The following is a 23,479-nucleotide window of genomic DNA, read 5'->3' on the forward strand; positions in this document are numbered from 1 at the left end:
CCGTCGAATTCGGGCGGTAAGCGGTGCTCGGACCGTCCGGAAGGGCCGGCCGAGGCGGTGGTGACCTCGTGGACTTTGCGTCATCCTGCCCTGGCAGGGAAACGGCGGTCAGCGGAGAGGATCGAGGTCTACCATCCGGGTGGTGGCGATTTCGATCCGCTGGCGGCGCGCACCGGCTGCTCGTTCGATCCGGATTGCGACGTCTGCGATGTGGGAGTCGCAGGACGGCTGGAAGCGGGCATCGCATCGGTGAGGAAGCGGGCTCGATCGGAGGCGCCACCCGTGGCCGAGGGGCGGGGCACCAGCGGAATGGCCGGCTCGGCCGGCGGCGGCGCGGGTTGCACCAGATAGGGTTGCGTCGCCGTGGTCGGCGGCAGGTTCACGAGGGTACGGCTGCTGTTCACCACCACCGAGGGGGGGCTCGCTGGCGCGCTCGGTGCGACGCTCGGTCGGATCACCTCGGCGGATGCCGCCGGCGGTCTCGGGCGTGCCGCGCGGAGCCTGGACCTGCTCGCCGGCGCATCCGCGACAACGCCAAGCCGTATTCTCGTGAGGTCAGACAGCAATGCGTCGGCATTCGTCGACCGAGGCCGGCAATGGTGCACCCGCAACGAGACCGCCACCGGTCCGCGCAGCGCATCGTGTCCGAGCTCGACCCGCTGAAGCGCATCAATCCACTGCCAGGCGTAGGCGCAGTGCTCGCTCACGGCGACGCCGAGGGGGCCATAGGCATTCTGCACCGGCTGACGCAGGACGCGGTAGGACCCGTCGAGGGTCGCAAGCTCGGCGGTGATCCCGGCCCGGCTCGGCTTCGCCATGGCCGGATCATCCCAGGTCCGGTCCGAGGCGATGGTCACGTCGATCCGGTCGCGGGATTGCCCGAACAGGATACGCTGGCGCAAGCCGGCGGACGAGCGGGTTTCCTCGACGGAGGTCACCGGCCCACTGTTGGGGACCGAAACGAGGGGGCGAGGGCTGATCGCTCCCGTGGAGCTGAACGCCGTCTCGAAACGGGGGCTCGTCCGGCGCGCCGTCGCGGTTTGGCAGGCCCCGACCAGCGTCAGTCCCAGGAGGATCGAGGCTGTTCGCATCACGGCTCTCGCCGTCGCGGCGCGCGGGCGATGGCGGAAGGGTACGAGGCCGCTCACTGATCCTGTCCTCCGACTTTCGAACTGGTCCGGCCGATGGTGGTCGTATCGAACGGACCGAAGCGGTCGCCGTCGCGAGGCTGGAGCGGCCGGGCGGTGGCGGACTGGACGAAGATGCCGGCATCCGCCTGCGCGAGGGTACCGATCGGCGGGGTCGGCGGTCCGGCCTGGAGACTTACCCGGGCGATACCGGTCCAGCTCGGGAGAAGTGTGAACCCATAGCGTTCGTAGGGCATCGATCCGACGCCGATGACCCGCCGGGCGATGAGGGGCTGGGCCCCGCGCGGCTCGCGAAGGTATTCCCCATCCCGTACCCGTGCCGGTACGGACGTCCCCTCTCCGAAGCGCAGGGGATTCTCGAGTGGCACGGCAATGGGAAACTCGCCGCGTGCCACGGCGGGCGGGCGCTCCACCTTCACGGCAGCGGTTCCATTCGGCTTCGGGACCTTGACGCGTGGCGCTGCCACGGGGCCGGCTTGCTGAAGCGAGGCCACCGGACCACACGGCCCCGCGGTGCTCGCTTGGGCTTGCGGCTCCTCGAAGACGAGGTCGACAACCTTCGGGAACAATCCATCGTAGCGATTGACGATCTCGAGGTAGTCCCGGGTCCGCTTCAGGCGTGAGAGGCTCAAGGCATAGCCGAGTACGGAGGCTTCACGGGGCCGCCAGCTCACGGCCCGCTGAAACCACTCGGCAGCGGCCTCGAATTGGCAGGCGTTGTAGGCATACCATCCCAAGGCCTGAGCGCCATCCGGAGCGCTCGCCGCAAGGACGACCTTGGCGAAACGGTCGAGCCGTTCGGGCTCGACGGCCGCCGCCGGCCCCTCGGAGAGACGCCGCTCCATCATGTCGAGGTACAATGTGAGGTTCGTGACGGTCGAGCTTCGCCACGCGAAGGCGAGATCTTCCGCCTCCCTGTCCTGTCCCATTTCGCGCAGGGAGAGAGTCAGTCCGGTCGCCGCCGCCGCGTCGCCGCCACCGCGGCTCTGCGCTGCCCTGAACCAATCGAGGGCCTCTCGAAACTGGCGGCGGTGATAGGCGAACCAGCCCAGGAGCGCGATCTGCGATGGGTCGCCGACGCGACGCGTCTGTTCGCCGAGGGCCGCGAGATCGGCTGCCTCGATGCGTCCGGCCGTCTCTCCATGGAGAATCGCCACGATTCGGGCCCGCGTGATGTCGTGGCGAAGACCCTGGAACTCGTCCGCTCCGGCAGCGCCCTGCCGCCCCAGGGCCAGCAGCGGCTCGACTGAGGACATCGGAAGAGACGCCATTGCCTTTTGAAGCGTCGCGAGGCGCAACGCCGGATCGGACTGGTCCGTCAGGAGCGTTCGATACAGCGCGACGGCGGATGCGCGGTCGCCGGTGCGCGCATAGGCTTCCGCGAGGGTCCAGGCGATATCGATATCGAGGGTCTGAATATTTTCCTGCGATGCCTTCACTCGACTGATGAGTTCGCTCCAGGCCCCGTCCCGGGCCGCGGCTCGGGCGGCACTGCGCAACGTTCCACGGTTCAATTTCAGCGCGAGGTCCTCTGACGGCTGCCAGCCGGGATCGACCGACTGACGAACCGCGATGGCCGCGCGCAACTCGTCGAAGCGGCCCGCCGTGAAGAGGTCCCACATCGGAGCCTCCTCGGGCGGGCTCGGCTTGAGCGTGTCGAGATCGGTCGGGACGGTCCAGTTCGGATACCGGCGTCTCAGGCGCGCGATCTCGGCCTGGACACGCTCGCCCTGACGCTGGGCCGCGTAGTAGCGCAGGGCACTCTCGTCGATGATCTCCGCGCCTCCGGCCGAGGTCTGGGGCGTCTCGAGGATGACCGGGGCGTGCCGTTCGTTGAACTGCAGCACACCGGTGCGAACGGGGGCGGGCTGCGCCAGCGCGGGAACGGCCAAGCCCAACGTGCCGGCGAGGGCGAGGAGGGCGGGGGCACCTTTGCGCTGTGAACTTACCGTCCAAGGCATGGCCGGTACCTCATGTTGGCGGCCGCGAGGGCCAGGAGATGGAGCGTGGCCGGGTAGTAGTTTTCCGTCGGGGTCGGCTCCAGCAGCCCTGCGGCCAGGGGCGTGCCCGAGACCGCACAGGCCGCGAGGGCCGGGATCGCCGCGTAGCCGGGTTCACTCATGCGTCCCGCTACGGCGTCGCTGGCGGTGTCGATGATCGGCAGTCCCGCCGGATCGGGCTCGGCCCAGAGCTTGAGCAGAGGTTCGTAATAGCGACGCTCTGTGACTCCCGCCATGGCGAGATAGAGCGGCACTCGCACGGCGTTGTAGGAGAAGTGAGCGGGAAATCCCGAGGCGGGCTGAGGCTGGCCGCCACGCATCGCGATCCACTCCGTGGGGAGGCGGGCTTGGCCGAACCGGGCCTGGAGGACGAGTTCCTGGCCGGCGGCGCTCAAACGCGCCCATTCGAACTCCGGCGCGACCGTGGCGAGGCGCGGGAAGGCCGGGAAGATCCAGTAGGATAGGTTGACGACCGGTCCATCGGCGCGGTCCTCGGCCGAGAAGCCGCTCATGGCTGGAAGCAGCAGAGAGGGGCCGTCGGTGCGGAACAAGACCGTCCGTCGTGCGACATCGACGGCAATGCGTCGGGCGGCGAGGCGGTAGCCCTCATCCGACCAGGCCTCGCCCGCCTCGACAAGCGCCCAGGCGACCAGAATGTCGCCGTCCGTGGCATCGTTCATGTCCGCGATGGCGGGACGCTTGTCCGGCTCCCAACGCCAGGCGAGCAAGGCATCGTCGCGCACCATCAGATTGGCACGCGTCCAGCTCCAGACGCGCTGGAAGGTCTCGCGATCCCCAGCCGCGACGGCGAGCAACATGCCGTAGCCCTGCCCCTCGCTATGGCTGATGCGACCGTTCCCCGTATCGACCACACGGCCCTGATCGGTGACGAAACGCGCCTTGTAGCTGCGCCAGGCCGCCGTGCTGCCCAGGCTGTTGTGCAGGGGCAGAAATTCGGCGGGTTCGGCATTTGCCGGCTTCCCACGCTTCGCGTCCGAAGGTTGCAGCTCCGTTCCTGCGATCTCGCCAGGCTTGACTTCGCTGGCGGCGACCGAGGGGGCCGCGCTCGCGAGGATGAGGCCCGTGGTCATGAGGGCAGCCGCCGCGAGGGTGTACGCTCGAAACCGCATCATCGCTTCTCCTCCCGCCCCCGGTTCCCGTTCTTGGGCGTGGAGCCGCCGCCGTCGCGATCGACGCGGCCGACGCTGCGCAGCATCGTGGAGGTGCTGAGGCCAAGGCTGATCGCCGCAGCGAAGAGGATCAGCGAGAAGATGCTGGGATTGGTCGAGAACCAGCCGGCAACGACGAGGCGCAGATTCGCCAGCGACAGAGGGCCATTCTCCAGGAAGCGGACCTGCTTTGCTTCGTGGACGGTGAGGGCTCCCGTATTGGCGTCGAGGGTGGCGAGCCGGCCCTCGAGGCGATTCCAGATCGCGGGCGTCGTCAGACAGACGGCCGACGCTTGCAGGCTCGCCGCATTGGGAGCGGTGAAGACGGTCAGCAATCCGGCCGGATCGCGGCCCATCAAACCCTGGCTGACGACGAGGGAGGCCTGAGCCTCCACGGGAATATCGGCCTCGCGGACCTGATCGCCGACCCAGGTCGTGGCGGTCGCCCACCCCTCGTGGGCGGCGGCAGCGAGTCTGGCGGGAATGCGCGTGAGCTGATCGGCGAGACGGCCTTGGGATGGCGGAGTGCCGTTCCAATCGGCGACGAGATCGCGCTCGCGCCGTGCGTCGGCATCCGGCCAGTTGCGGGGCGGCACGGTGCCGGCGGGCCGGGGGGCCGCCGCCGGAAGCGCGCAGGCGGGCGGCAGGCCGTTGCGCAGACGGTCGAGGCTCGCCCCATCCATGATCGGGACACGACCGGTCGGCTCGCCGAGCGTCGGCGTCGCCGCCCGCCCCTGCCAGATCTCGCGGATCTGATCCGGATCGAGACCCGTGCTCCGTAGGATGCCAGGATCGAGGGCGCGGGCGGGTGCGACGACGATGGTGGGTGCCCGACCCCCGAGAACCCTGTCGTTGGCGAGTTCGAAATCGATCGGTCCGTCGGCGGCCAGGGCCATCTTGACGGCGAGGGTCGCGGCCGCTGCCATCGAGTCGCGGTCCGGCGCCGGCACGACGAGGCGGGGGCGGCGGCCCGGTGCGATCGTCTGCAGACCGCGCCCGAGGGTCGAGGCCAGATCCGGAAGACGCATGGCCCGGGCGAGCGGCGGCACCGCCAGGGTCGAACGGTTGAGGATGAGGAAGCGCTGGCGCGCCGGTCCTTCGCCGCAAGCTCGATCGGACGCCGTCGGCAACAGAGCCTTGATCTCGACCCGATTGCGCCCGGGCCGCCACCGGCTGAGGGGCAGCGCGATCGTCGCGTCGCGGAAGATCTCGCCCCCCGCTCGCGCGAGCGGCATGCTCGCGACGTTGCGCCCGTTGATATCCACGATCACCTGAGCCCCGAGGTCGAGGCCCGCCGCATAGCCCCCCGCGAGATCGAGCGTGATCCTATCGTAATCGGCTGGCACGAAATCCGTCGGCAGGGTCATGTCGAAGCCGGTGCGAAACAGGCGGCCGGCGAAGTCCCGGCTCTCCAGGCCGAAGGCCGCGAGAGGCTGGACCGCGCCGACCTCAGCCGGAACGCCACGCGTGAGGGCGAGGGCCCGAAGCCCCGCCGGACTGCCCGTCGGTTCGCGCGTCGTCGTCCCGCCGACGATCTGGATGGCGGCTTCGATGTCGGCCGGTGAATCGCCGGGAAGGACGATGCGTGCCGCGCGTTCCCCCTGCGCGGGTTCGAAGATCAACGGTTGGCGACCGAGACCCGCATTGGTGTCTGCCACGACGATGTCGAGGCCTGCCGGACCTTGAGCCTCGGCCGCAAACTCGACGGCGACTTGGCCGAACCCTCCGGCGAGCGCGAGCCGCTGGACGAGGCCGATGAGACGTTCGAAGGTGCCGAAGCCGGGACGGTTGCGAAGCACGATGCGGATCGGGACGACCCCGCGCCCGTCCGGCGCGATGGCCGGCAGGTCCCGGAGAGATGCGGCGACCGCGTTGCCCGACGTGGAGACGAGGCCGGTCCAGGCCGGGTCGATCTGAGTCCAGAGTTCATAGGTCGCGTCGAGGGAGCAATCGACCCGGTGCCGCTGGACGCCGGTGATCGCGACGGCATTGTAGCCCGCTTTCAGAAGATCGGCGGGGATGTCGAACTCGATGATCCGGATCGCGCCGGGGGCTTTGATCTCGCTCCGGCCGATGGCGGTGCCGTTGACCGTCGCCGTCAGGAAGGAGGTGTCCGGCACCACCGAGATCGCGGCGAGATAGCCGATGCGCAGGCGGGTCGGCTCCCTGGCCTGAGCCTCCGTGAGGTAGACCGGCCATTGCAGGCTGCTTTCCTCCCCGCTGAGGCGCAGGCCCGTCGCGGATACGTGGAACGAGCGCTGTGGCAGTGGTGGAACCGAAGCTGTCGTCGTCTCGCTCTCGGCGCGGGCCGCTCCGGGCAAACCGGAGGGGGAGGCGGAGTCGGGAACGGTGAGCAGCTTCGGTGCGCTGCGGCCGAGGAAGCTCTGCGCCCATGCCGGTTGAGCGGCCGCGATGCACAAGCCTGTCAGGGTCAGCGCCGAGAGACGCTGCAGCTTGAGGCGCTGAAAGGATTTGACGGGCATGAGCAGGGCTCGGTCTCGAGGCTGAAAACTTGGCTCTGTGTGGATTATCCCGGAGGTCGTGGCGCCCCGGCGGTGGACCGCCGTCCGCTCCACTGCCGGGGCGTATCAACCGGACAGCCCCGCCGGCGCTGGCACCGGTCCGTCCGAAGTTCGCCGACGCTGCTCGGAACCGATGGTCGTGTCCGCCGCATCGGCCATCATCTGGCGCCAGCTCGCCGCTTCCCCGGCTCGGCGCGGCGTGAGATCAGCCTCCTCGTGCCTCTCCGCCTTGCGTTGGACGGGCGCCGGATCGGCCGGTACCGTGCGGTCGACCGCACGGAGCCGCTCACGCCGCTGCGTGGGAGCGGGATCGGCCTCGGCCGTTGGCCGCAGCGCCGATCCGCTCATCATATAGGCGAAGGCGCGGAAGGGCCCGATCAGCCCCCAGGCGATGAATTGCACCGTGCCGGACACCAGCCCCTTGTGGCCGCGACGGCGCTGCTGGAAGCGGGTCATCGCCTCCGCGTCGCCATACATGAGATCCGCGAGGGCAAGGTAACTGCCGGGCGTGAGGGTTTCGAAGACGAGCTCACAGACGGATTCCTCGCCGGCCGCCGTCACGCCGGCCACGCGGACCGGAATCGCGCGAGCATGGCTGAGCAGCGGCAGGGGGCCGTGGTCGCGGGCCGACAGGGTGCCGATGGACCCGTCGTCGCTGCGCCGCATGGGAACGATCGCGTCCATCCGTATCCGGCAGCGCGCGCTCGAGATACGCTCGACGGTAACATCGATGGCCGAGCCGTTGAGCGTCAGAACGGCCGTCCGATCGACGGGCAGGGAGGGGGCCTTCTCGGATTGACGCCGTTCGGCCGCCACGCCCAGGGCAGCGCCGGCGGTAATCAGGTTGAACAGGTTCCACAGCCCGACCACCAGCATCAGATTCGTGATGCCCGGCTCGAACGTGTAGCGATAGATCGAAACACCCGCTCCCACGAAGAGAATCGCGAAGACGACGACGTAGGGCAGCGCGAGGGGCGAGAGGTGATCGTGGTCGAGGCTGACGTTCTTGGCCGTGACATTGAAGGTCGGCTTGCGCGGGGAGGCGATCACCGCGGCCGTCGCCTTGATGAGGAACAGCCCTTGGACGTACTCGTACAACTCGGAAACGAACGGCCACCGGACGTGTCCGTAGAGGTAGTTCTGCATCATCAGATTCACGATGATGTATGTGGCCGTGTAGGCAATCGCCTCGTCGACGTTGGCGACGACGATTTTCATATCGAAGAAGATATAGAGTAACGGCGCGATCATGAAGATCAGGCGCGGGAACGGAAAAAACCAGAACGTCATGCTCGAGAGGTAGCAGAGGCGCTGAATCGGCTTCAAACCGCCTTTGAACATCGGGTTCTTCAGGATCATGATCTGCAGCATGCCCTGGCACCAGCGCGATCGTTGCCCGATGAAGGCCGACAGCGTCTCCGGCTGGAGGCCGGCGATCAGGGGCTTGTCCACGTAGATGCTGGTCCAGCCGCGCGAATGCAGCTCGAACGCGGTCTCGCAATCCTCCGTGATGGTGATTCCGGAAAACCCGCCCGCTTCATCGAGGGCGCGGCGTCGCAACAGGGCCGCAGATCCGCAGAAGAACGAGCCGTTCCACTTGTCGAGACCGCATTGTCCCACAGCGTAGAACATCTCGTTCTCCGACGGCATCCTGTCGAACGTCTTCAGGTTCCGTTCGATCGGGTCCGGATTGAGGAACGCGTGCGGCGTCTGGACGAGGAACAGTTTCGGATCGGCACCGAAATGTCCGATCGTATCTCGCAGGAACGAGCGGAACGGAACGTGGTCCGCGTCGAGGACGACGACGATCTCGCCGACCGAATGCTGCAAGCCGTTGTTGAGATTACCCGCCTTCGCATGCAGATTGCGGCGTCGGGTCAGATAGGAGACGCCGAGATCCGCGCAGAGGCTCTGCAGCACCTGGCGGCGCGCCCGCGCCTCCTCGGCCTTGTCGGCATCCCCATCGGCGCATTTCTGATCCGTCCCACCGTCGTCGAGAAGCCAAACGGTGAGCTTCCCGGCTGGATAATCGAGGGATTTCGCGGCAGCGAGCGTGGTCGCGAGAATGTGCCGGTCTTCGTTATAGCTCGGAACGAAGATGTCGACGGTCGGAAGGTCTTCGTCCTCGTCGCGGGGGGCGGGCGCCCGGTGTAGGGGATCGGCGTTGATGACGAGGCTGAGCGCCAGGATGTAGAAGCAATACAATTCGGCCGCGATGAGGATCACACCCATCGCAAAGCCGAGCGGATCGCTGGTCGGCGGAAGCGTGCTCGAAAGCCGCCAGTAGATGTAGCGCAGGACGACGAGGCTGCCGATGGCGAGAAAGACCAGCCTGCTCCTGCGCCCCCGGCCGAACAGCCAGACGATGCCCATGAGCACGATGGCGCCGATGCTCATCTCGAGCTGAACCGTGGTTCCCAACGGCTGCGATAGCAGCAGCAAGGTCAGCGCAGCACTGGCCAGCCAGATTGTACGTGCGAGAAACGGCGGCATGCGACCGGTCCATGTCGATCGATGGTGGGATGGAATGGAAGCGATGCCGGACTGCGACGGGCCGACCGCGCGATCTCAGAAGGCGATTCGACTATCGATGCTCGTGTAGTATCCACCCTTGCGCACCCGATCGTAGGCATAGCCGGCACCGAGGGAGAACTTCATCGGGCCGATCGCGAAGCCCGTGACGTGACCGCCCGCACGCCAGCCGTTGAAGAAATCATCGCCCAGCAACGTCACTTCAGGCCCGATGAAGACGCCTGGTGAGACAGCGATGCCGGCACGCGCACGGGCGTAATAGGCATTGAACAGCGTCGAATAGGACGCGTTCACGGCAAGCATCGTGTTCTCGGTTGGCGTGACATAGAGATCGGCGGCAACCTTCACGCCGATGCCGGTCCCGACCACCGGGTTGCCGGGATCGAGGATCGACAATTCGTTGCTTCGGACGTTCATGCCGATGAAGCCGGCCAGGGCGGCCTGCTGCCAGATCCATTCGTATCCGAGCAGGACCGTACCTTCCTGTTGGACACCCGTGACGGTCTGCCGGACCGCCGCGCCCGGATACGAGTAGGTGCCGGCGACGCCCTGGAGGCGCACGCGAGGTCCGCTTTCCAAGAGATGACCGACGGGGGCGATGGTCGCGGTGAGTGAGCCGAACGCGGAGCTGTTCGTGGTGACCGTCGCGCCGGCATCGACCGCCACGATCCATTCCTCCCCGGCGACCTCACGTTCCGCGCCGGTATACCAATCCGCCGCGACGGCGGTCGTCGAAGTCACCGTGAGCAAGCCGAGCATGGCCGGCAACGTCTGTGGACGGAAGGACACGGTGCAACCCCCTGAGCGCGCGTCGTCACTGCGTTTCGTGCGGTGCACCATAGGAGCGTAGTATGGTTAATTGTCCATTAATGATGTTTCGGTGATGTCAAGTGGGTGATAAGTATAAAATCCAATGTGTATAGGGCATCGACAATTCGAAACCTGAGTCTCGGTGTGCGCCGGTCTCATGCCGCCCTGGCTTTGCTGGGCGGTGACCATTCGGCGGACGCACGGACCAGATCAGGATCTGACGGCGCACGGAAGACGACGTTCGGATGGCGGACATCTGTCCGATGGGTATCCCGCGTCGTGGTCGTCAAAAGCCGAATGCGAGGTTCCTGAAGGGCAGCAATCGCCGCGAGTTGGCTTCGGTCCGTCGCAGGTAAGGCATGGCTACACAAGATGAGGTCGAAGAGCCGGTCCGTCGCCATCAGGGCGGCGGCACGCCCGGTGTCCCGCACAGATGTGATTTCACACCCGAGATCCGTCAGCATCCGGGTCAGACCGTCACGCAGAGCCGGGTCCGGCTCAAGAACCAGGATCGAGTCAAGCCGCGTCGTCGTCCGGAGGTCGACCTGAAGAGGTCTCATCGGCAGCCAGACCGTCACTGCGCACCCATACGGATGTCCGCCGACTTCAATGCCGCCACCGAGTTCGTCGACGAGGAAGCGCGTGGCGCGCATGCCTTCACCGATGGAGAGGTCGCAGCCTGCCGACACGCTGACGTGAATCCCGTCCTCCTGGTTCCTCCTCCCCGCCTCGATCCGAAGCGTGACGGACCCGTCCGTGTCCTCGGTGTCCCCCGAGGCACCGAGAAGGTTAAAGAGAAGAAGGGCCAAAACGCTTCTTTGGCAGCAAAGAGGCGGCAGATCGGCATCGAGCGATACGGCGATCGACGTGGCTGCGGGGGTCGCCCCGCGCAGAAACGTCACGATGCGATCCAGGGCGGATGCGAAGTCATTCGCGAACAGAGCGTCGCTCGTCGCGGCGGAGATCGTCCCACCGTCGACGGACGCATCGCCCGAGGCCAGCTCCGCGGTCCGCCGCAACATGGAAGGGGCGATCCAATGCTCGGCGTGCCTGAGCGTAGGGACGGATGATGGGCCGCTCACGGCAGGCTCGATGGAGGCCCGGCTCAAGGCGTAGAGGCGGGAGGAGTTGGGTCCGGCCATCTTCGAGATGCGAAGCGCCAGCAGACGTCCGGATATGCGCTGCGTGCCGGCGCGCGTTCGCACGACCATCTCGCGCACCGTTCCACTCTGCGCATGGACCTCTCTCAGTGCCCGATGAATCACCGCATGGTCGGCGGGCTCGATGTGGACGAGAATGTCATCGAGCACGCAGACGCGCTCCGCCTGTGCGCCATCGCCGTCGGTCCAGACGACCTGCCCGGTGGCCAGATCGATCTCCCAGCAGGTCGAACCCGATAGGACACGCGATGCCTGAATCCGGTCCCGGCTGCGCGCGAGGGCCGCCCGGGTTTCTCGCAGAAGCCGTTCGCGAACGAGGCTTCTCTCGATTTCCGAGCGGATCGTGGCGGTGAGGTGGTGCAGATCGCGCGTCAGCGGCCAACACGCGGGAGGGGTAGTGTCCGCTCGTCCACAGAGGGCTTCGGCAACATCGAGGCTTCGTTTGAGCCGTCCGCCGATCAGATATCCCGCTGCAGCCGCGAGGACGATCGCGCAGAGCAGCGCCAAGGCGGGTGAGGTGGGCGCCGCCGGCTCCGGGATGCGTACGGTGACGAGCCAGCCCACGCCGCCCCGATTCACATCACCCACCGTGGCGCTGAACTCTGGCCCCCTCACGTCGGGACCCGACTTGTGGAGAACGTGTCCGGTGCCATTGAGAACGCTGATCGAGAGACGGTGGTTTGCATCCGGCTGGACGCGCCTCGCTTCGGCGACGACGCCATCGATCCAGTCCGGCGCGAGTTGCACGGCCGCGACGCCGATGGCGCTACCTCCTTCGCGCACCGGCGCTGCGACGATGATGTTGCGCGCCGATGCCGTGCCGGTCTGACTTTCGGCTGGGGCCTCTCCGATCACCGAGCCCGCCTGCGCCCTGGCGAACCATCGACTGCCGGAGACATCAGCGCCGATGATGCGCGGATGCGCGGCCGCGAGAATGCGCCCGGCTCGGTCCGTGAACAACAGGTCCGCGTATTCCGGACGCAGTCTGCGCCATGCCACGAGCAGACGGTCGGCGCCGTCGGCATCCCTCTCGGGCGGATGGATCGCCAAGCTTTCCGTCACGAGACCGAGATCCCGTTCCACCGAGCGAAGCGCCTGATCGATGCGCTCTGCGATCGATGACGTTCGGATGCGCAGATCGGCCTCGCAGCAAGGTTGAAAGCCGCTCGGACCAGGGTCGAGAATCAGGAGCGGCAGGCCGCCCAAGGCCGCCGCCGACGCGAGCAGGACGAGAAGAAGACTGCGAAACGAGGAAAAGGGTCCATGGCTCATTGGAGCGCGGCACACGAGTGCGAGACAGGCACGACCGACAGCTGGGCCGCCAACCATCCGACTTTCGTTAAAACTGGTTAACAGATCATAAATATTGGCCCTGCCGGTCGATCGACGAATACCACTCGGGATTGTGATTCGTACGCCGAGCAACGTCCTGATCGAAGCGTCCCGCTCGTGCAGGAGCGTCCCACGGGTGACCCGCCTCCGCCGGCGTGGGCGGTCAGGGTGCCGCCTGAAGGGCCGGGGGTGCGAAGCGTCGCAGTTCCCGCGACAGGCCGACCGGCTGCGCCGACGAGGTGTATCGCCCGGAATTCGTCGCTTCACCGGTGCGCGCTCGGATTGGCGGCGCGGGCTTGAAAACCGCTACCATCCAGGCACGCATTCTCAGGACTTCAGGCTCGGCGCGCCGGATTCAATAACGATCGGTCGTAAGCCGAAGATTGCACCGAACGATGACTTCCAATCGGCGATTCCGACCGCTCCGGCTAAGGGTGGATGGGCGCCCGAGGCCGCTATCGACAACACCGATCTCGGGGAGGTCCGTGCGGCGGCCGGGCGGATCGAGGCCGAGAACGCCGCCAAGCGCGCGCGTGCCGTGGCGTTGTGGGGGCTCACCGATATCGGGGGCGTGCCCCTGACAGGGGGGCTCGTGGGTGACCATGCGACGCATTCCGCGCCCGGCTCCCGATGCCCGTCGTGGCCGGATCGCGCCGTTCGCGATCCGGGACGGTCGTGGTGTCCGCCTTGGCCGATCGAGCCTGCTGTACCTTTCGCATCGCCCTGCGCGCCTGCGCTTCATGCACCGCAGCAAGGGTCATGAAGAGGTGGCGTTCGGCGGGATGCCGAGCCTGTTCCGAGCACGCCCTGAGGGCGACGGCATATCTGAGATGGTCCAACAGTCGTTCGAGCATTGTGTGTCCCGCTTGCGCGGTGAACCTACCGCCCGGGTGTGCCCAGGCCGTAAAGATTTGGTCCGCCGGAGGCAAAACACCCGTGAGCGAGCGCGGGGAGGCCGACCGGTGTTGATCCTGATGCCCTGGCGGTCCAGGGCCGGTGCGAACGGCGAGGGCCCGCGTCCGACCCGTCACGGACAGCCAAGAGGGGAGGGGCGGCCCAAGCGGCTATCGTCGGAGCGGCGACGGGCTTCGCTGTCGGTGGTCGAACATGGCGGCCTCGAGCGCGTGGGTACACTCGCCGAAGTCTCCCGTCATTCGCACATTGGTAGCCTTATTTCGGTGTGGGGCGGCCGTCTGCGCCATCCGGAGAGACAAGCGCGTCGTCTGGAGCGCGTAGATCCTCGCTCGATCGCAAGACAATATCGTTCTCGATACAAGTACAATTCCATTGTCCGACAAAAGATTATAAATTTAAGAAATCATTAACCATTATAATATAGATTATGTTGATAAATATCGACAAGAATGCGCGAGGGTCGATATTGGGCGGGTCTATATTTCAAATGTAGCTAAACTTAGACTAATTTTGACTTGACGGTCTGGTGTCATGACATTCAAGTCATGCTGAAAGTCTGATCGATGTGTCGTGCCGCGATGCGCGAATGACGGGTAGGATTATGAGCCGAGTCTCCGAGCGTCTCCAGAGCGAAGCGTTCCGCCATCGAGACCGCCACCAGACGCAGTCCGCTGCCGGGCCTTGTGGAGCGAGAACCATGTCCGCAATCCGACAGACTGTTCTATACGCGCCCCTCGGCGTGCTCGTGCTCACAGGACTGCCCGATCGGGCGGTCGGGCAGACGACCTACACGACGACGCTGACCGGAACGAGCCCCGACACGCGCTATCCGGCGACGGTCGGTGCGAACGGCACGCGGACCTATACGTTCGGCAGCGGCGACGCGATCAGCACCCAGTCGGCCAACGCACAGGATATGACGGCCATCGACATCGCGGGCGGCTCACCGGTCGTTCTTCGCGCCGGGGCGGACGGCAAGGGATCACTCGCGATCTCGACGATCCGTTCCGATCTCACCACTTTCGGGACCGCCTTCGGCATCGACCTGACCAGCGGCGCCAACCTCGTCGTCGATGGCAACAGCACCATCTCCGCCCGGTCCGATCGTGCTGTCGTGTTCGGTACGGCGGGGAGCGGAAGCGAGTCGCACGCCCTGCATGTCCACCAGTCCGCCGCGACGTTCAACGGAGACACGAAGCTCACGGCCTATTCGCCGGGCTGGGGGCGCGCCTTGTGGGTCTATCAGGGCAACGTCGTCTTCAACGGTCAGACCGATATCTCGGCTCAGGCAAAAGGTGAATCCACGACAGGCGTCTACAATTCCGGTGGCGGACGCAGTTTCATCGGGTTCAACGGCAACCTGAACGTGGCCTCCTCCGGGATATGGCCGAGCGACAACGTGCACGGCATCTACAACGATGGTCAGAACAGCCGCATCGCGATCGACGGCAATCTGTCCATCGCGGCCCGATCCTACGGCTCGACGGTGATGGGCGTCCGCAACCAGGGCTACCTCACGGTCACGGGCACGGCCGACGTGGACGCCACGGGCCCGCGCTCGGCCCGTGGCATCAGCAACACCCATCGGACCGCCCGCGTCGCCATCGACGGCGATCTCAGCGTCAAAGTCACCAATACGGGCGGCTATACGCCCTTCGGCCTGCCGACCGGACTCTCGAACCTCTACGGGCGCGGCGGCACGATGACGTTCGGAAGCGCTGCGTCCGTCTCGGTCAAGGGCGTGACCGACAGTTATGCCATCGACAACACCGGCCTCGTCACATTCTCCAATCCGAACAAGCTCGTCACGTTGCGTACCGCGGTCGACTGCGCAACCTGCGGATCCTACGGAATCAACAACAACGACGGCGTCGTCACCGTCGCGGGCGGGCTGGATGTCGCGGTCAGCACCACCGGGACGGGCGCGCGCACCGCGATCTTCAACCTTGCGACGGGCGTGGGCGCGCAGGTCAGCGCCAATCAGGCCGGCGGGCAATTGGTCCGGATCGATGGCGACGTCGTGACCGGCACCAACCTGCGCGGCACGATATCTTACGAAGGCGTCACCGACCTGAAGCTCGATACGGCCGCGTCCTACCTCAAGGGCAACGTCCTCGGCTACGTCGATCCGGACACCGCCGACACGGACGTGTTCAGCGCCGGCCGGACCAACGTGTCGTTGGCCAACGGGGCCGTGTGGATGCCCACGGGCGGCACGCGCGTCACGAGCGACTTCGGCACGGGCTCCCTGACGGTCGGGGCGGGCAGCGGCATCGATATGGCGGGCGCCTGGGGCAGCTTCGCGCCCGGCAGCGCGCCTGCTCATGGCTTCCGGACGCTCACCGTCGACAGTACCGCCAGGACGGGTGCGAGCGTCTCCCTGGCCGATGGGGCCGTGTTCACGCTCCTCAGCGATGTGCGGAACGGCGGGGCCGACAAGATCGTCTTCGGCTCGGGCATCACCGCCTTCTCGGCTCTCGGCACGCAGTCGATCCGCATCGCCTACGATCCGGTCCTCAGCGACACGTCGTGGATCAACGCCACCACCCTGCGGCGCGGAACCACCATCGCGGCCGCGACCCCGATGACGATCGTCGACGCGAGCGCGGCCGCCGGCGGCACCGCGAGCTTCAAGGCCATCGCGGGCGCCATCAGCCAGTGGAGCGGCACGTTCGAGAACGCCCTCGTCCAATTCAACTATAAGCCCGTCGTCTCTCTGAGCGCGGACGGCAAGCAGGTCGTGCTCACCGGCATTACCCTGGGCGGCAATGGCACGTCGGCGCCGAAGACCTTCACCTCGACCCTGTCCGGCACCGCCGCCGACACCACCTACGAGGCGACCTCGGGCGGCAACGGCGTGCGCGTCTACAACTTCATCGGCGGCGACGCGATCACCACCGCCACCACGACCGCGCAGAATATCCAGGGGGTGTCTCTGCAGGGTGCGAACGCCGTCCTGCAGGTCGGTGCCGCCGGCAACGGGCTCCTGAGCATCGCCACTCAACGGACACGGGTCGGGGCGTGGGGAGACGTCACGGGCGTCCGGGTGGTCGATGGATCCAACCTCGTGGTCAACGGCGCGACCTCCATCAGCGCGACGACGGACAAGGCCACCAGTGCCGCCCTCGGCGTCTGGGTCGACAAATCGAGCGCGACCTTCAACGGCGCCACGACCATCAGCACCAGCACGCCTGGGTACTCGCAAGGACTTTGGTCGCGGGACAGTCGGGTGACCGTCAATGGCGACCTGTCGATCACGACGCAGGCGCCCCTCTACGAAACCTTCGCGATCTACAACCGGGGCGGTGCGTCCAATCAGATCGTCGTCAACGGCAACGCGACCCTCGTCGCAACCGGCACGGGCGTGAGCCGCGAGGTCGCCGGCATCACCAATCAGGCGACCGGGCAGGGCCTGTCCATCACCAAGAATCTGTCCGTGTCGGCCACCGCCACCGGCGGCAACGTGACGGGCATCCGGAATGCCGGCACCCTCGCCATCGGCGGGAACGCCGGTCTGACGGTGAGCGGTCCCGGCCCGGCCTTCGGCCTCGACAACACGCAGACGGACGCGACCCTCTCGATCGGTGGCGCCACGACCGTCGCGGTCTCGAGTAACGGCGAGGCGAACGCGGTCCGTAACTCCGGGACGCTGACCCTCGGCGGTGCGAACAACGTCTCGTCCCTGAGCGTCGCGACGACGTGCGCGACCTGCGCGACCTACGGCATCCGCAACGAGAACGGCATCGTGTCGGTGGCGGGCGGCCTCGACGTGAGCGCGACGAGCACGGGCTCCGGCCGCACCTATGCCCTATGGAGCCTCGGCAGCGCACAACAGGCCGCAATCTCCGTGAACCAGGGTGGAGGGCAGCGGGTCCGCATCGATGGCGACATCCTGGCGGCCAACCTCACCACGCGGGGCAACACCACGACGGGAACGGTCGCGGCGCGCCTCGACACGTCCGACTCCTACTTCCGCGGGCGGCTCGTCGCACCCGTCGACCCGAACGTCCGGGATGCCACGACCTATGCCAGCGGCGCCATGCGGCTGACCGTTCTCAACGGCGCGCAGTGGATGCCGACCGGAACCGGCACGGTGACGAACGATTTCGGCAGCGGTGCGCTGGTGCTCGGCGCGTCCGGCGGGATCGACCTGTCGGGAGCGTGGGGGAGTTTCGCGCCCGGCAGCGTCCCGGCACATCAGTACCGGACGCTCAACATCGGCAGCGGCGCCACGGGCGGCGCCACCGTCGATCTGCGCGACGGCGCGCGGTTCACGATCCTCAGCAATATTCTGGGCGGGACGGCCGACAAGGTCGTCTTCGGATCGGGCATCACCGCGTTCACGGCCGCCGGCACGCAGGGCATTCGGATCGCCTACGATCCGGTCCTGCAGAACGCCGCCTGGGTGAATGCCGGTACGCTCAGGACGGGTGTGACCGTGGCGGCTTCCGCGCCGATCACGGTAGTCGATGCGAGCGCCGCCGCGGGCGGCAACGCCAGGTTCGCCGCCGCTGCCGGCGTCACGAGCCAATGGAGCGGAACCTACGAGAACGCCCTGGTCCGGTTCGGCTACACCCCGAACGTCGCCTTGGGCGCCGATGGGAAGACGATCGTCCTGACGGGCATCACCATCGGTTCGGGCTCGGCCACCACCGCGGTCCGGTCCGTCACCTTGGCCTCGACGGATAGCGCCAACGCCGTGGTCACGGCTTCGGCCGCGTTGACCGCCGCGCCCGAGGCCGCAACATCGACGGCGTCGACCGCCACGGCCGGGGCGGTAACGTCGTCGGCTCCGGCTCTCACGCCCGAGGCCGCGACCGCGGTTGCAGCCGCGACCGCCGCTGCGGACGCCGCGATCCGCCCTTCCGACGCCGTGCTAACCGCACAGGACGCGACCCTCGCCGCCGTTACCTCCTGGCGCTTCGGTGCCCTCCAGGCCCTTCGCGATCTCGACATCTATCGTCTCGATCCGAACGCTCCGGCCATCACGTCGTCGGTCGTCAGTTCGGTCGGCACCGTTGAGGGGGGCACCGCCTACGGCCGACGCTTCCAGCAGGGCTTCACCCAGATCAGCTCGCGGAGCGATCGGCGCTTCGACTATGACGGCTACCGCAACTACCTCGGCCTCTCGCTGAAGCAGACCTACGGCCGGTCTTCCTTCGAAACCGGAACCGGTTTCTCATCCGATATCGCGGCGAGCGTTCATTCGACGTGGATTGCCGACAACGGCATCTTCCTCGCCGCCATCGGCCGCCTCACGAGCATGTCCCTCGACTACGGCTCCGGCAACGCGTTCGGCAACACTGCGCGTGGTCGAACGAGCGTTCTGGCCGGCGATGTGGCGGTCTCGCTGGGATCGAAGTTTGCCCTGCTCGACGGCCTCTATCTCGCACCCGACGTGACCCTCGGATACGGCACCTTCGTGGTCAGGGACTTCATCGACAGCAATGGCGTCTCCATCCGGTCGGACAAACTGATGACCGGTTCCGGAACGGCCGGCCTGACACTCGGCTATCAGGATGACACCACCCTCCGGGGCGGTCTGAACCTCTACACCCGCGTCGCGCTGGTGCAGCCCTTCGGCGACAACCTCGTTCTTACGGCGAGCAAGGACAACGGCACGATCTCACCGACGATCCTGGACCAGAACCGCCTCTCGGTCGATTACAGCATCGGTGGCCGCATCCGCATGCACGATCAAGTCAGCATCTTGATCGAGGGAGGACGAACGACAGGCCCCACGCTCGCCTCCAACTACAATGCCCGAGCGAGGCTCGATGTGACGTGGTGATCCGGCGGTTCAGCAAAGAGTGAGAGTCCGTCCGATAAATTAGAGCGTCCGCCCCAGCCTCCGGATGAGGATCATGACGGCTGCGGCGTAGAGGAAGGCCTGGGCGGAAGCGAGTGTGGCCTCCGGGTCCTTCCAGAGACTGCGGTTGCGCCTGATCCAGCCGAAGAAGCGCTCCACCACCCATCGGCGTGGATGCACGGCAAAGCCGACCCGATCCTTGGGTTTGCGCACGATCTCGACGGTGACGCGCGTGGCGGTCGCCGGCCTGTCGCCGGCATAGCCGGCATTGGCGAAGGCCTTGACGATGAACGCGAAGGTCCGCCGCGACAGGCGCAGCACCGGTCCGGCGCCGTCGCGATCCTGGATGTCGGCGGCCTGCGGATCGAGCACGAGGGCGCGCCCGTCCGTGTCGACCAGGGCCTGGCGTTTGCGGCCGTTGACCTTCTTTCCAGCGTCGTAGCCGCGCGGTCCGCCGCGCTCGGTGGTCTTCACGCTCTGGCTGTCGAGCACGGCCGCCGTCGGCGACGCCGCGCGACCGGCCCGCTCACGGTCGGCCATGACCAAGGTGTGGCTGATCCGGCCGAACAGGTCCTCGCCCCGCCAGCGGGCAAAGTACCCGAACGTCGTGCTGCGTGGAGGGAGATCCTTCGGGATCAACCGCCACGCGATACCGCCGCGCAGAACGTAGAAGATCGCGTTCAGGACCTCCCGCATCGTCCAGACGGGCGGACGACCCCGCGTGTCGGGATCCGGCATCAGGGGCGCGATCACCGCCCATTCCGCATCTGTCAGGTCGGTTTCGTATCGACGGTTCGCACGGTTATGCTGCCGGCGATCGGTCAGGGTCCACACGGCACGTCCAGATCAGGCTTCAGCACCCTTCTGGAATCACCGCCATCCCGGCCACTCAACCCCGGTCGAACATCATCGGGCGGGCTCCTAGAGCGCCTGACAGAACGGCACTGAGAGTGGTTTTCCGCGTTGGTTTGGCATGGCCAGACCGCTTCTCCCCGATGATCTCCGGGATGAGATCGCTCCGCTGCTCCCGCCGCCTCGGCCGCGTCCGAAGGGTGGGCGTCGTCCGATCGAGAACCGGGCTGCGCTGACGGGTATCCTGTTCGTGCTACGCTCGGGGCTGCCCTGGGAGATGCTGCCGGCCGAGATGGGCTACGGCTCCGGCATGAGCTGCTGGCGTCGGCTGCGGGATTGGCAAGCGGCGGGCGTGTGGCGCCGCCTGCATCACGTGCTCCTGGAGCGCCTGCACGCGGCGGGTGAGATCGACTGGAGCCGGGCTTGCCTGGACAGCGCGTCTGTCCCGGCCCAAAAAGGAGGCCTGCCACCGGCCCAACCCCGACGGACCGGGGCAAGCCGGGGACGAAGCGCCACCTTGTCACCGATGCGCGGGGCACGCCACTCGGCTTCTGCCTGAGCGCAGCCAACCGGCACGACAGCGCGATGATGGCGGAGGCGCTCGATGCCATCCCGCCCCGGCGCAACGGCCGGCGCGGGCGACCGCGACGCCGTCCGGACAAGCTGCACGCTGCTAAGGCCTACGATGCCGGACCCCGCCGCCAGGAGTGCCGGGCACGGGGGATCGTGCCGCGCATCGCTCGACGCGGCATCGACAGCAGCGAGAAGCTCGGTCGTCACAATTGGGTCGTGGAGCGAACCCATGCGTGGTTCAACCGCTTCCGACGCCTCCCCATCCGCCACGAGCGCAGAGCTGACATCTCCAAGGCCTTCACAAGCCTCGCCGCCAGCCTCATCACCCTCAACCAGATCAAACGGTTCTGTCAGGCGCTCTTAGACAGCGGACGCCCTTGCCGGCATAAGCTTGCCGAAACCCCTGATCGCGTGAGAGATCCGCCGACGCCACTAAGCGGCGGGGGAATCCACGGCCATTGCTCGCGCCCTCGGCATTTTCGCTGAGGAACGTGTACGTTGTACTCGAGCAAGCTGAGATCGGAGCTTAATCAGCTTGACCCTGTGAAAGGCTGCCCTCGACCGGAAGATAGTCCGATCGCTCTGGGGTCCCTCCCGGGTACTCGGTGATCGGTCTTTTCCGAGCCGTCAGGCCGGATCAGGAAGATGCTGATCTCGGCCATTGCACCCTCACGCGGCGCGCACGGTCGCGAGGAAGCGGGCGACCTCAGACCCGAGGGACCCGGACTGACGCGACAACTCGGAGGCCGCCGACAGAACCTGAGTCGCCGCGGTGCCGGTCTCCTCCGAGGCCTGGGCCACGCCCGCGATGTTGCCGGTCACCTCGTTCGTCCCCGCCGAGGCCTGCGCCACGTTGCGAACAATTTCCTGCGTGGCCGCGCCTTGCTGCTCCACGGCCGCTGCGATCGAGGTCGCCACGCTGTCGATCTCTCGGATCCGGCCGGTGATACCGCCGATCGATGTCACCGCCTGAGCGGTCACGCCCTGCACCTCGCCGATCTGGCGGCCGATCTCCTCGGTCGCCTTGGCGGTCTGCTCAGCCAGGGCCTTCACCTCCGACGCAACCACCGCAAAACCGCGACCGGCCTCTCCGGCTCGTGCTGCCTCGATCGTGGCGTTGAGCGCCAGGAGATTCGTCTGGCTGGCGATGCCAGAAATCATTCCAACCATATCGCCGATCCGGGCGGCGTTCTGGCTAAGCGCCTGGACGAGGTGCGCGGTCTGATTCGCCTCGCCCACCGCCGCCTTTGCGAGATGGGCCGAGCCGGTCACTTGCCGGCTGATTTCGAGCACCGACGAGCCTAGCTCCTCGGCGGCGGCCGCGACGGTGTTGACGTTGTTGGCGGCCTCCTCGGCAGCGGCGGCCACGGAGGTGGACTGCGCTGCCGTCTGCTGGGCGGTGGCGGTCATCTGCTGGGCGGTGGCCTGCAGTTCGGTGGCCGAGTTGCCCACCAAGCCGACGATGCCACCCACGGCACGCTCAAAACCGTCGGCGAGCTCGATCATGGTGCGCTTCCGCGCGGCCGCAGCGGCCTCGTCGGCGCGGAGCTTGAGGTCGGCCTCCTCGGCGGCCTTGCGGGCAACCATGGCCTTGATGCCCTCCACCGCCTTACCGACGGCGCCGATCTCGTCTCCGCGCGTGGCCTCCGGGATCTCGGTGTCGAGCTCGCCGCGGGCCATGCGATGCAGAACATTCACCAGACTACCGAGCGGGCGCGTAATACCCAAGACGACGATCAGGACAGACAGAGCGACCGCTCCGAGAAGGCCAGCCACGGCAGCGCCGATGAGGACCATCATCATCGTGGTCGCCGCTTGCTCAACGTTGTCGCGCGCCTGCCGCAACTCGGCCGTCAATCGATCGATGCGATTTTGAACGAAATCCCGGACCTTGGCACGGGCCGCCGCTCCATCGGTCAGGAGCAGGCGAGCGGCGGCCTGCTTATCGCCCTTGAGACCGAGCGCGTTCGACGTTTCGATGGCGGCGAAGAACTCCTTGAGCAAGCCCTTGAGCGTCTGATTTGTTGTCTTTCGATCGGGGGAATCCGCCAGTGCGATCAGCGTGTCTGCCGCGTCGAGCGATGCCTTCACCGCCTCGTCATAGCGTACCTTGTGGCCGACTAGTTGGTCCTCACGCATCTCGAGAATGATGTTCCGGGTCATGACCGCGGATTCATTCACATTTATTCGGATACTGAGGATTTTTTCCAATCGGACGGCCTGCAGATCAACGATCTGGCGCGTTTGCTTTGCCAGATCGTTGAATTTTGCAACAGCATAGTAAATCAATCCACTGGAGATCGCCGTCATCAGCAGGATCGGAATGATTGATTTGAGCAGGGCGTTGGTGTTGCGCAGCATGATCGTGCACCGTTTAACACAATGGCAATCATGACTGTGCAGGCATGCGAGCTAACAAATGATGTAAAAAAATTTACGTCTCCTTCGAACAATGGAACAGAACATTTCATTCGACGTCAAAAATCCGGCGTACCACGGCAGTGACCGCCAACACGATCTTTGATCGGGCAATGAACACGTCAGCGCTGGAGCCTATATCACCGACACCAAGATTCCTGTGCTCAGGGTCGGCGATACCGTCATCCTCGACAGTTTGAGCGCCTGCAAAGTTGCCGATGGCCTGCCTCCTGAAAAGT

Annotated in this window: 11 protein-coding genes and 1 pseudogene; 2 read left to right on the forward strand and 10 right to left on the reverse strand. The window is 66.5% G+C overall.

Features of this window, described 5'->3' with window-relative positions; genetic code table 11:
* Window positions 1-128: 128 nt before the first annotated feature.
* The 7 genes from bcsN to MFF01_RS21270 form a co-directional block, all read right to left on the reverse strand.
* Window positions 129-1,091 carry a cellulose biosynthesis protein BcsN gene (gene bcsN / locus MFF01_RS21240; protein WP_238228384.1) on the reverse strand — a complete coding sequence of 321 codons (963 nt, stop codon included), beginning with the start codon at window positions 1,089-1,091 and terminating at the stop codon, window positions 129-131.
* A gap of 53 nt (window positions 1,092-1,144) precedes the next feature.
* Window positions 1,145-3,109, reverse strand: a complete 1,965-nt coding sequence (locus MFF01_RS21245) for a tetratricopeptide repeat protein (protein WP_238228385.1) — start codon at window positions 3,107-3,109, stop codon at window positions 1,145-1,147.
* A complete protein-coding gene (locus tag MFF01_RS21250; protein ID WP_238228386.1) occupies window positions 3,094-4,281 on the reverse strand; it encodes a family 8 glycosyl hydrolase in 1,188 nt (395 codons plus the stop codon). The genes MFF01_RS21245 and MFF01_RS21250 overlap by 16 nt, the downstream gene beginning before the upstream one ends.
* Window positions 4,278-6,800, reverse strand: a complete 2,523-nt coding sequence (locus tag MFF01_RS21255; protein WP_238228387.1) for a cellulose biosynthesis cyclic di-GMP-binding regulatory protein BcsB — start codon at window positions 6,798-6,800, stop codon at window positions 4,278-4,280. The genes MFF01_RS21250 and MFF01_RS21255 overlap by 4 nt, the downstream gene beginning before the upstream one ends.
* A 105-nt stretch (window positions 6,801-6,905) precedes the next feature.
* A complete protein-coding gene (gene bcsA, locus MFF01_RS21260) occupies window positions 6,906-9,332 on the reverse strand; it encodes a UDP-forming cellulose synthase catalytic subunit (RefSeq protein ID WP_238228388.1) in 2,427 nt (808 codons plus the stop codon).
* A 75-nt stretch (window positions 9,333-9,407) separates the two neighbouring features.
* Window positions 9,408-10,130: a cellulose biosynthesis protein BcsS gene (bcsS, locus tag MFF01_RS21265; RefSeq protein ID WP_238228401.1), complete on the reverse strand. Its 723-nt coding sequence runs from the start codon at window positions 10,128-10,130 to the stop codon at window positions 9,408-9,410.
* A gap of 206 nt (window positions 10,131-10,336) precedes the next feature.
* Window positions 10,337-12,613 (reverse strand): response regulator, encoded by a 2,277-nt coding sequence (locus MFF01_RS21270; protein ID WP_238228390.1) that lies wholly within the window; start codon window positions 12,611-12,613, stop codon window positions 10,337-10,339.
* Between the two features lie 1,672 nt (window positions 12,614-14,285).
* Here MFF01_RS21270 and MFF01_RS21275 point away from each other — a divergent pair.
* On the forward strand, window positions 14,286-19,379 hold the full coding sequence (locus tag MFF01_RS21275; RefSeq protein WP_238228391.1) for a beta strand repeat-containing protein: 5,094 nt from the start codon (window positions 14,286-14,288) through the stop codon (window positions 19,377-19,379).
* 39 nt (window positions 19,380-19,418) lie between these two features.
* Here MFF01_RS21275 and MFF01_RS21280 read toward each other — a convergent pair whose 3' ends face one another.
* Window positions 19,419-20,231, reverse strand: a complete 813-nt coding sequence (locus MFF01_RS21280; RefSeq protein WP_238228394.1) for an IS5 family transposase — start codon at window positions 20,229-20,231, stop codon at window positions 19,419-19,421.
* A 139-nt stretch (window positions 20,232-20,370) separates the two neighbouring features.
* Between MFF01_RS21280 and MFF01_RS21285 the strand changes: the two are divergent.
* A pseudogene (locus tag MFF01_RS21285) lies at window positions 20,371-21,173 on the forward strand (IS5 family transposase); the annotation flags it as partial.
* A gap of 318 nt (window positions 21,174-21,491) precedes the next feature.
* On the opposite strand, the gene MFF01_RS21290 reads toward MFF01_RS21285, so the two are convergent.
* Window positions 21,492-23,183: a methyl-accepting chemotaxis protein gene (locus MFF01_RS21290; RefSeq protein WP_238228396.1), complete on the reverse strand. Its 1,692-nt coding sequence runs from the start codon at window positions 23,181-23,183 to the stop codon at window positions 21,492-21,494.
* Window positions 23,184-23,289: 106 nt separating this feature from the next.
* Window positions 23,290-23,479: hypothetical protein (locus tag MFF01_RS21295; RefSeq protein ID WP_238228398.1), on the reverse strand; the 190-nt coding region annotated here is incomplete at its 5' end.

Origin of the sequence: Methylobacterium adhaesivum (assembly GCF_022179065.1) — a bacterium.
Lineage (GTDB): Bacteria > Pseudomonadota > Alphaproteobacteria > Rhizobiales > Beijerinckiaceae > Methylobacterium > Methylobacterium adhaesivum.

Bases quoted from the DNA above. Each gene is read 5' to 3' on its own strand.
- bcsN (WP_238228384.1), bottom strand. From the start codon at position 1,091: ATGCGAACAGCCTCGATCCTCCTGGGACTGACGCTGGTCGGGGCCTGC.
- MFF01_RS21245 (WP_238228385.1), bottom strand. From the start codon at position 3,109: ATGCCTTGGACGGTAAGTTCACAGCGCAAAGGTGCCCCCGCCCTCCTC.
- MFF01_RS21250 (WP_238228386.1), bottom strand. From the start codon at position 4,281: ATGATGCGGTTTCGAGCGTACACCCTCGCGGCGGCTGCCCTCATGACC.
- MFF01_RS21255 (WP_238228387.1), bottom strand. From the start codon at position 6,800: ATGCCCGTCAAATCCTTTCAGCGCCTCAAGCTGCAGCGTCTCTCGGCG.
- bcsA (WP_238228388.1), bottom strand. From the start codon at position 9,332: ATGCCGCCGTTTCTCGCACGTACAATCTGGCTGGCCAGTGCTGCGCTG.
- bcsS (WP_238228401.1), bottom strand. From the start codon at position 10,130: ATGCTCGGCTTGCTCACGGTGACTTCGACGACCGCCGTCGCGGCGGAT.
- MFF01_RS21270 (WP_238228390.1), bottom strand. From the start codon at position 12,613: ATGAGCCATGGACCCTTTTCCTCGTTTCGCAGTCTTCTTCTCGTCCTG.
- MFF01_RS21275 (WP_238228391.1), top strand. From the start codon at position 14,286: ATGTCCGCAATCCGACAGACTGTTCTATACGCGCCCCTCGGCGTGCTC.
- MFF01_RS21290 (WP_238228396.1), bottom strand. From the start codon at position 23,183: ATGCTGCGCAACACCAACGCCCTGCTCAAATCAATCATTCCGATCCTG.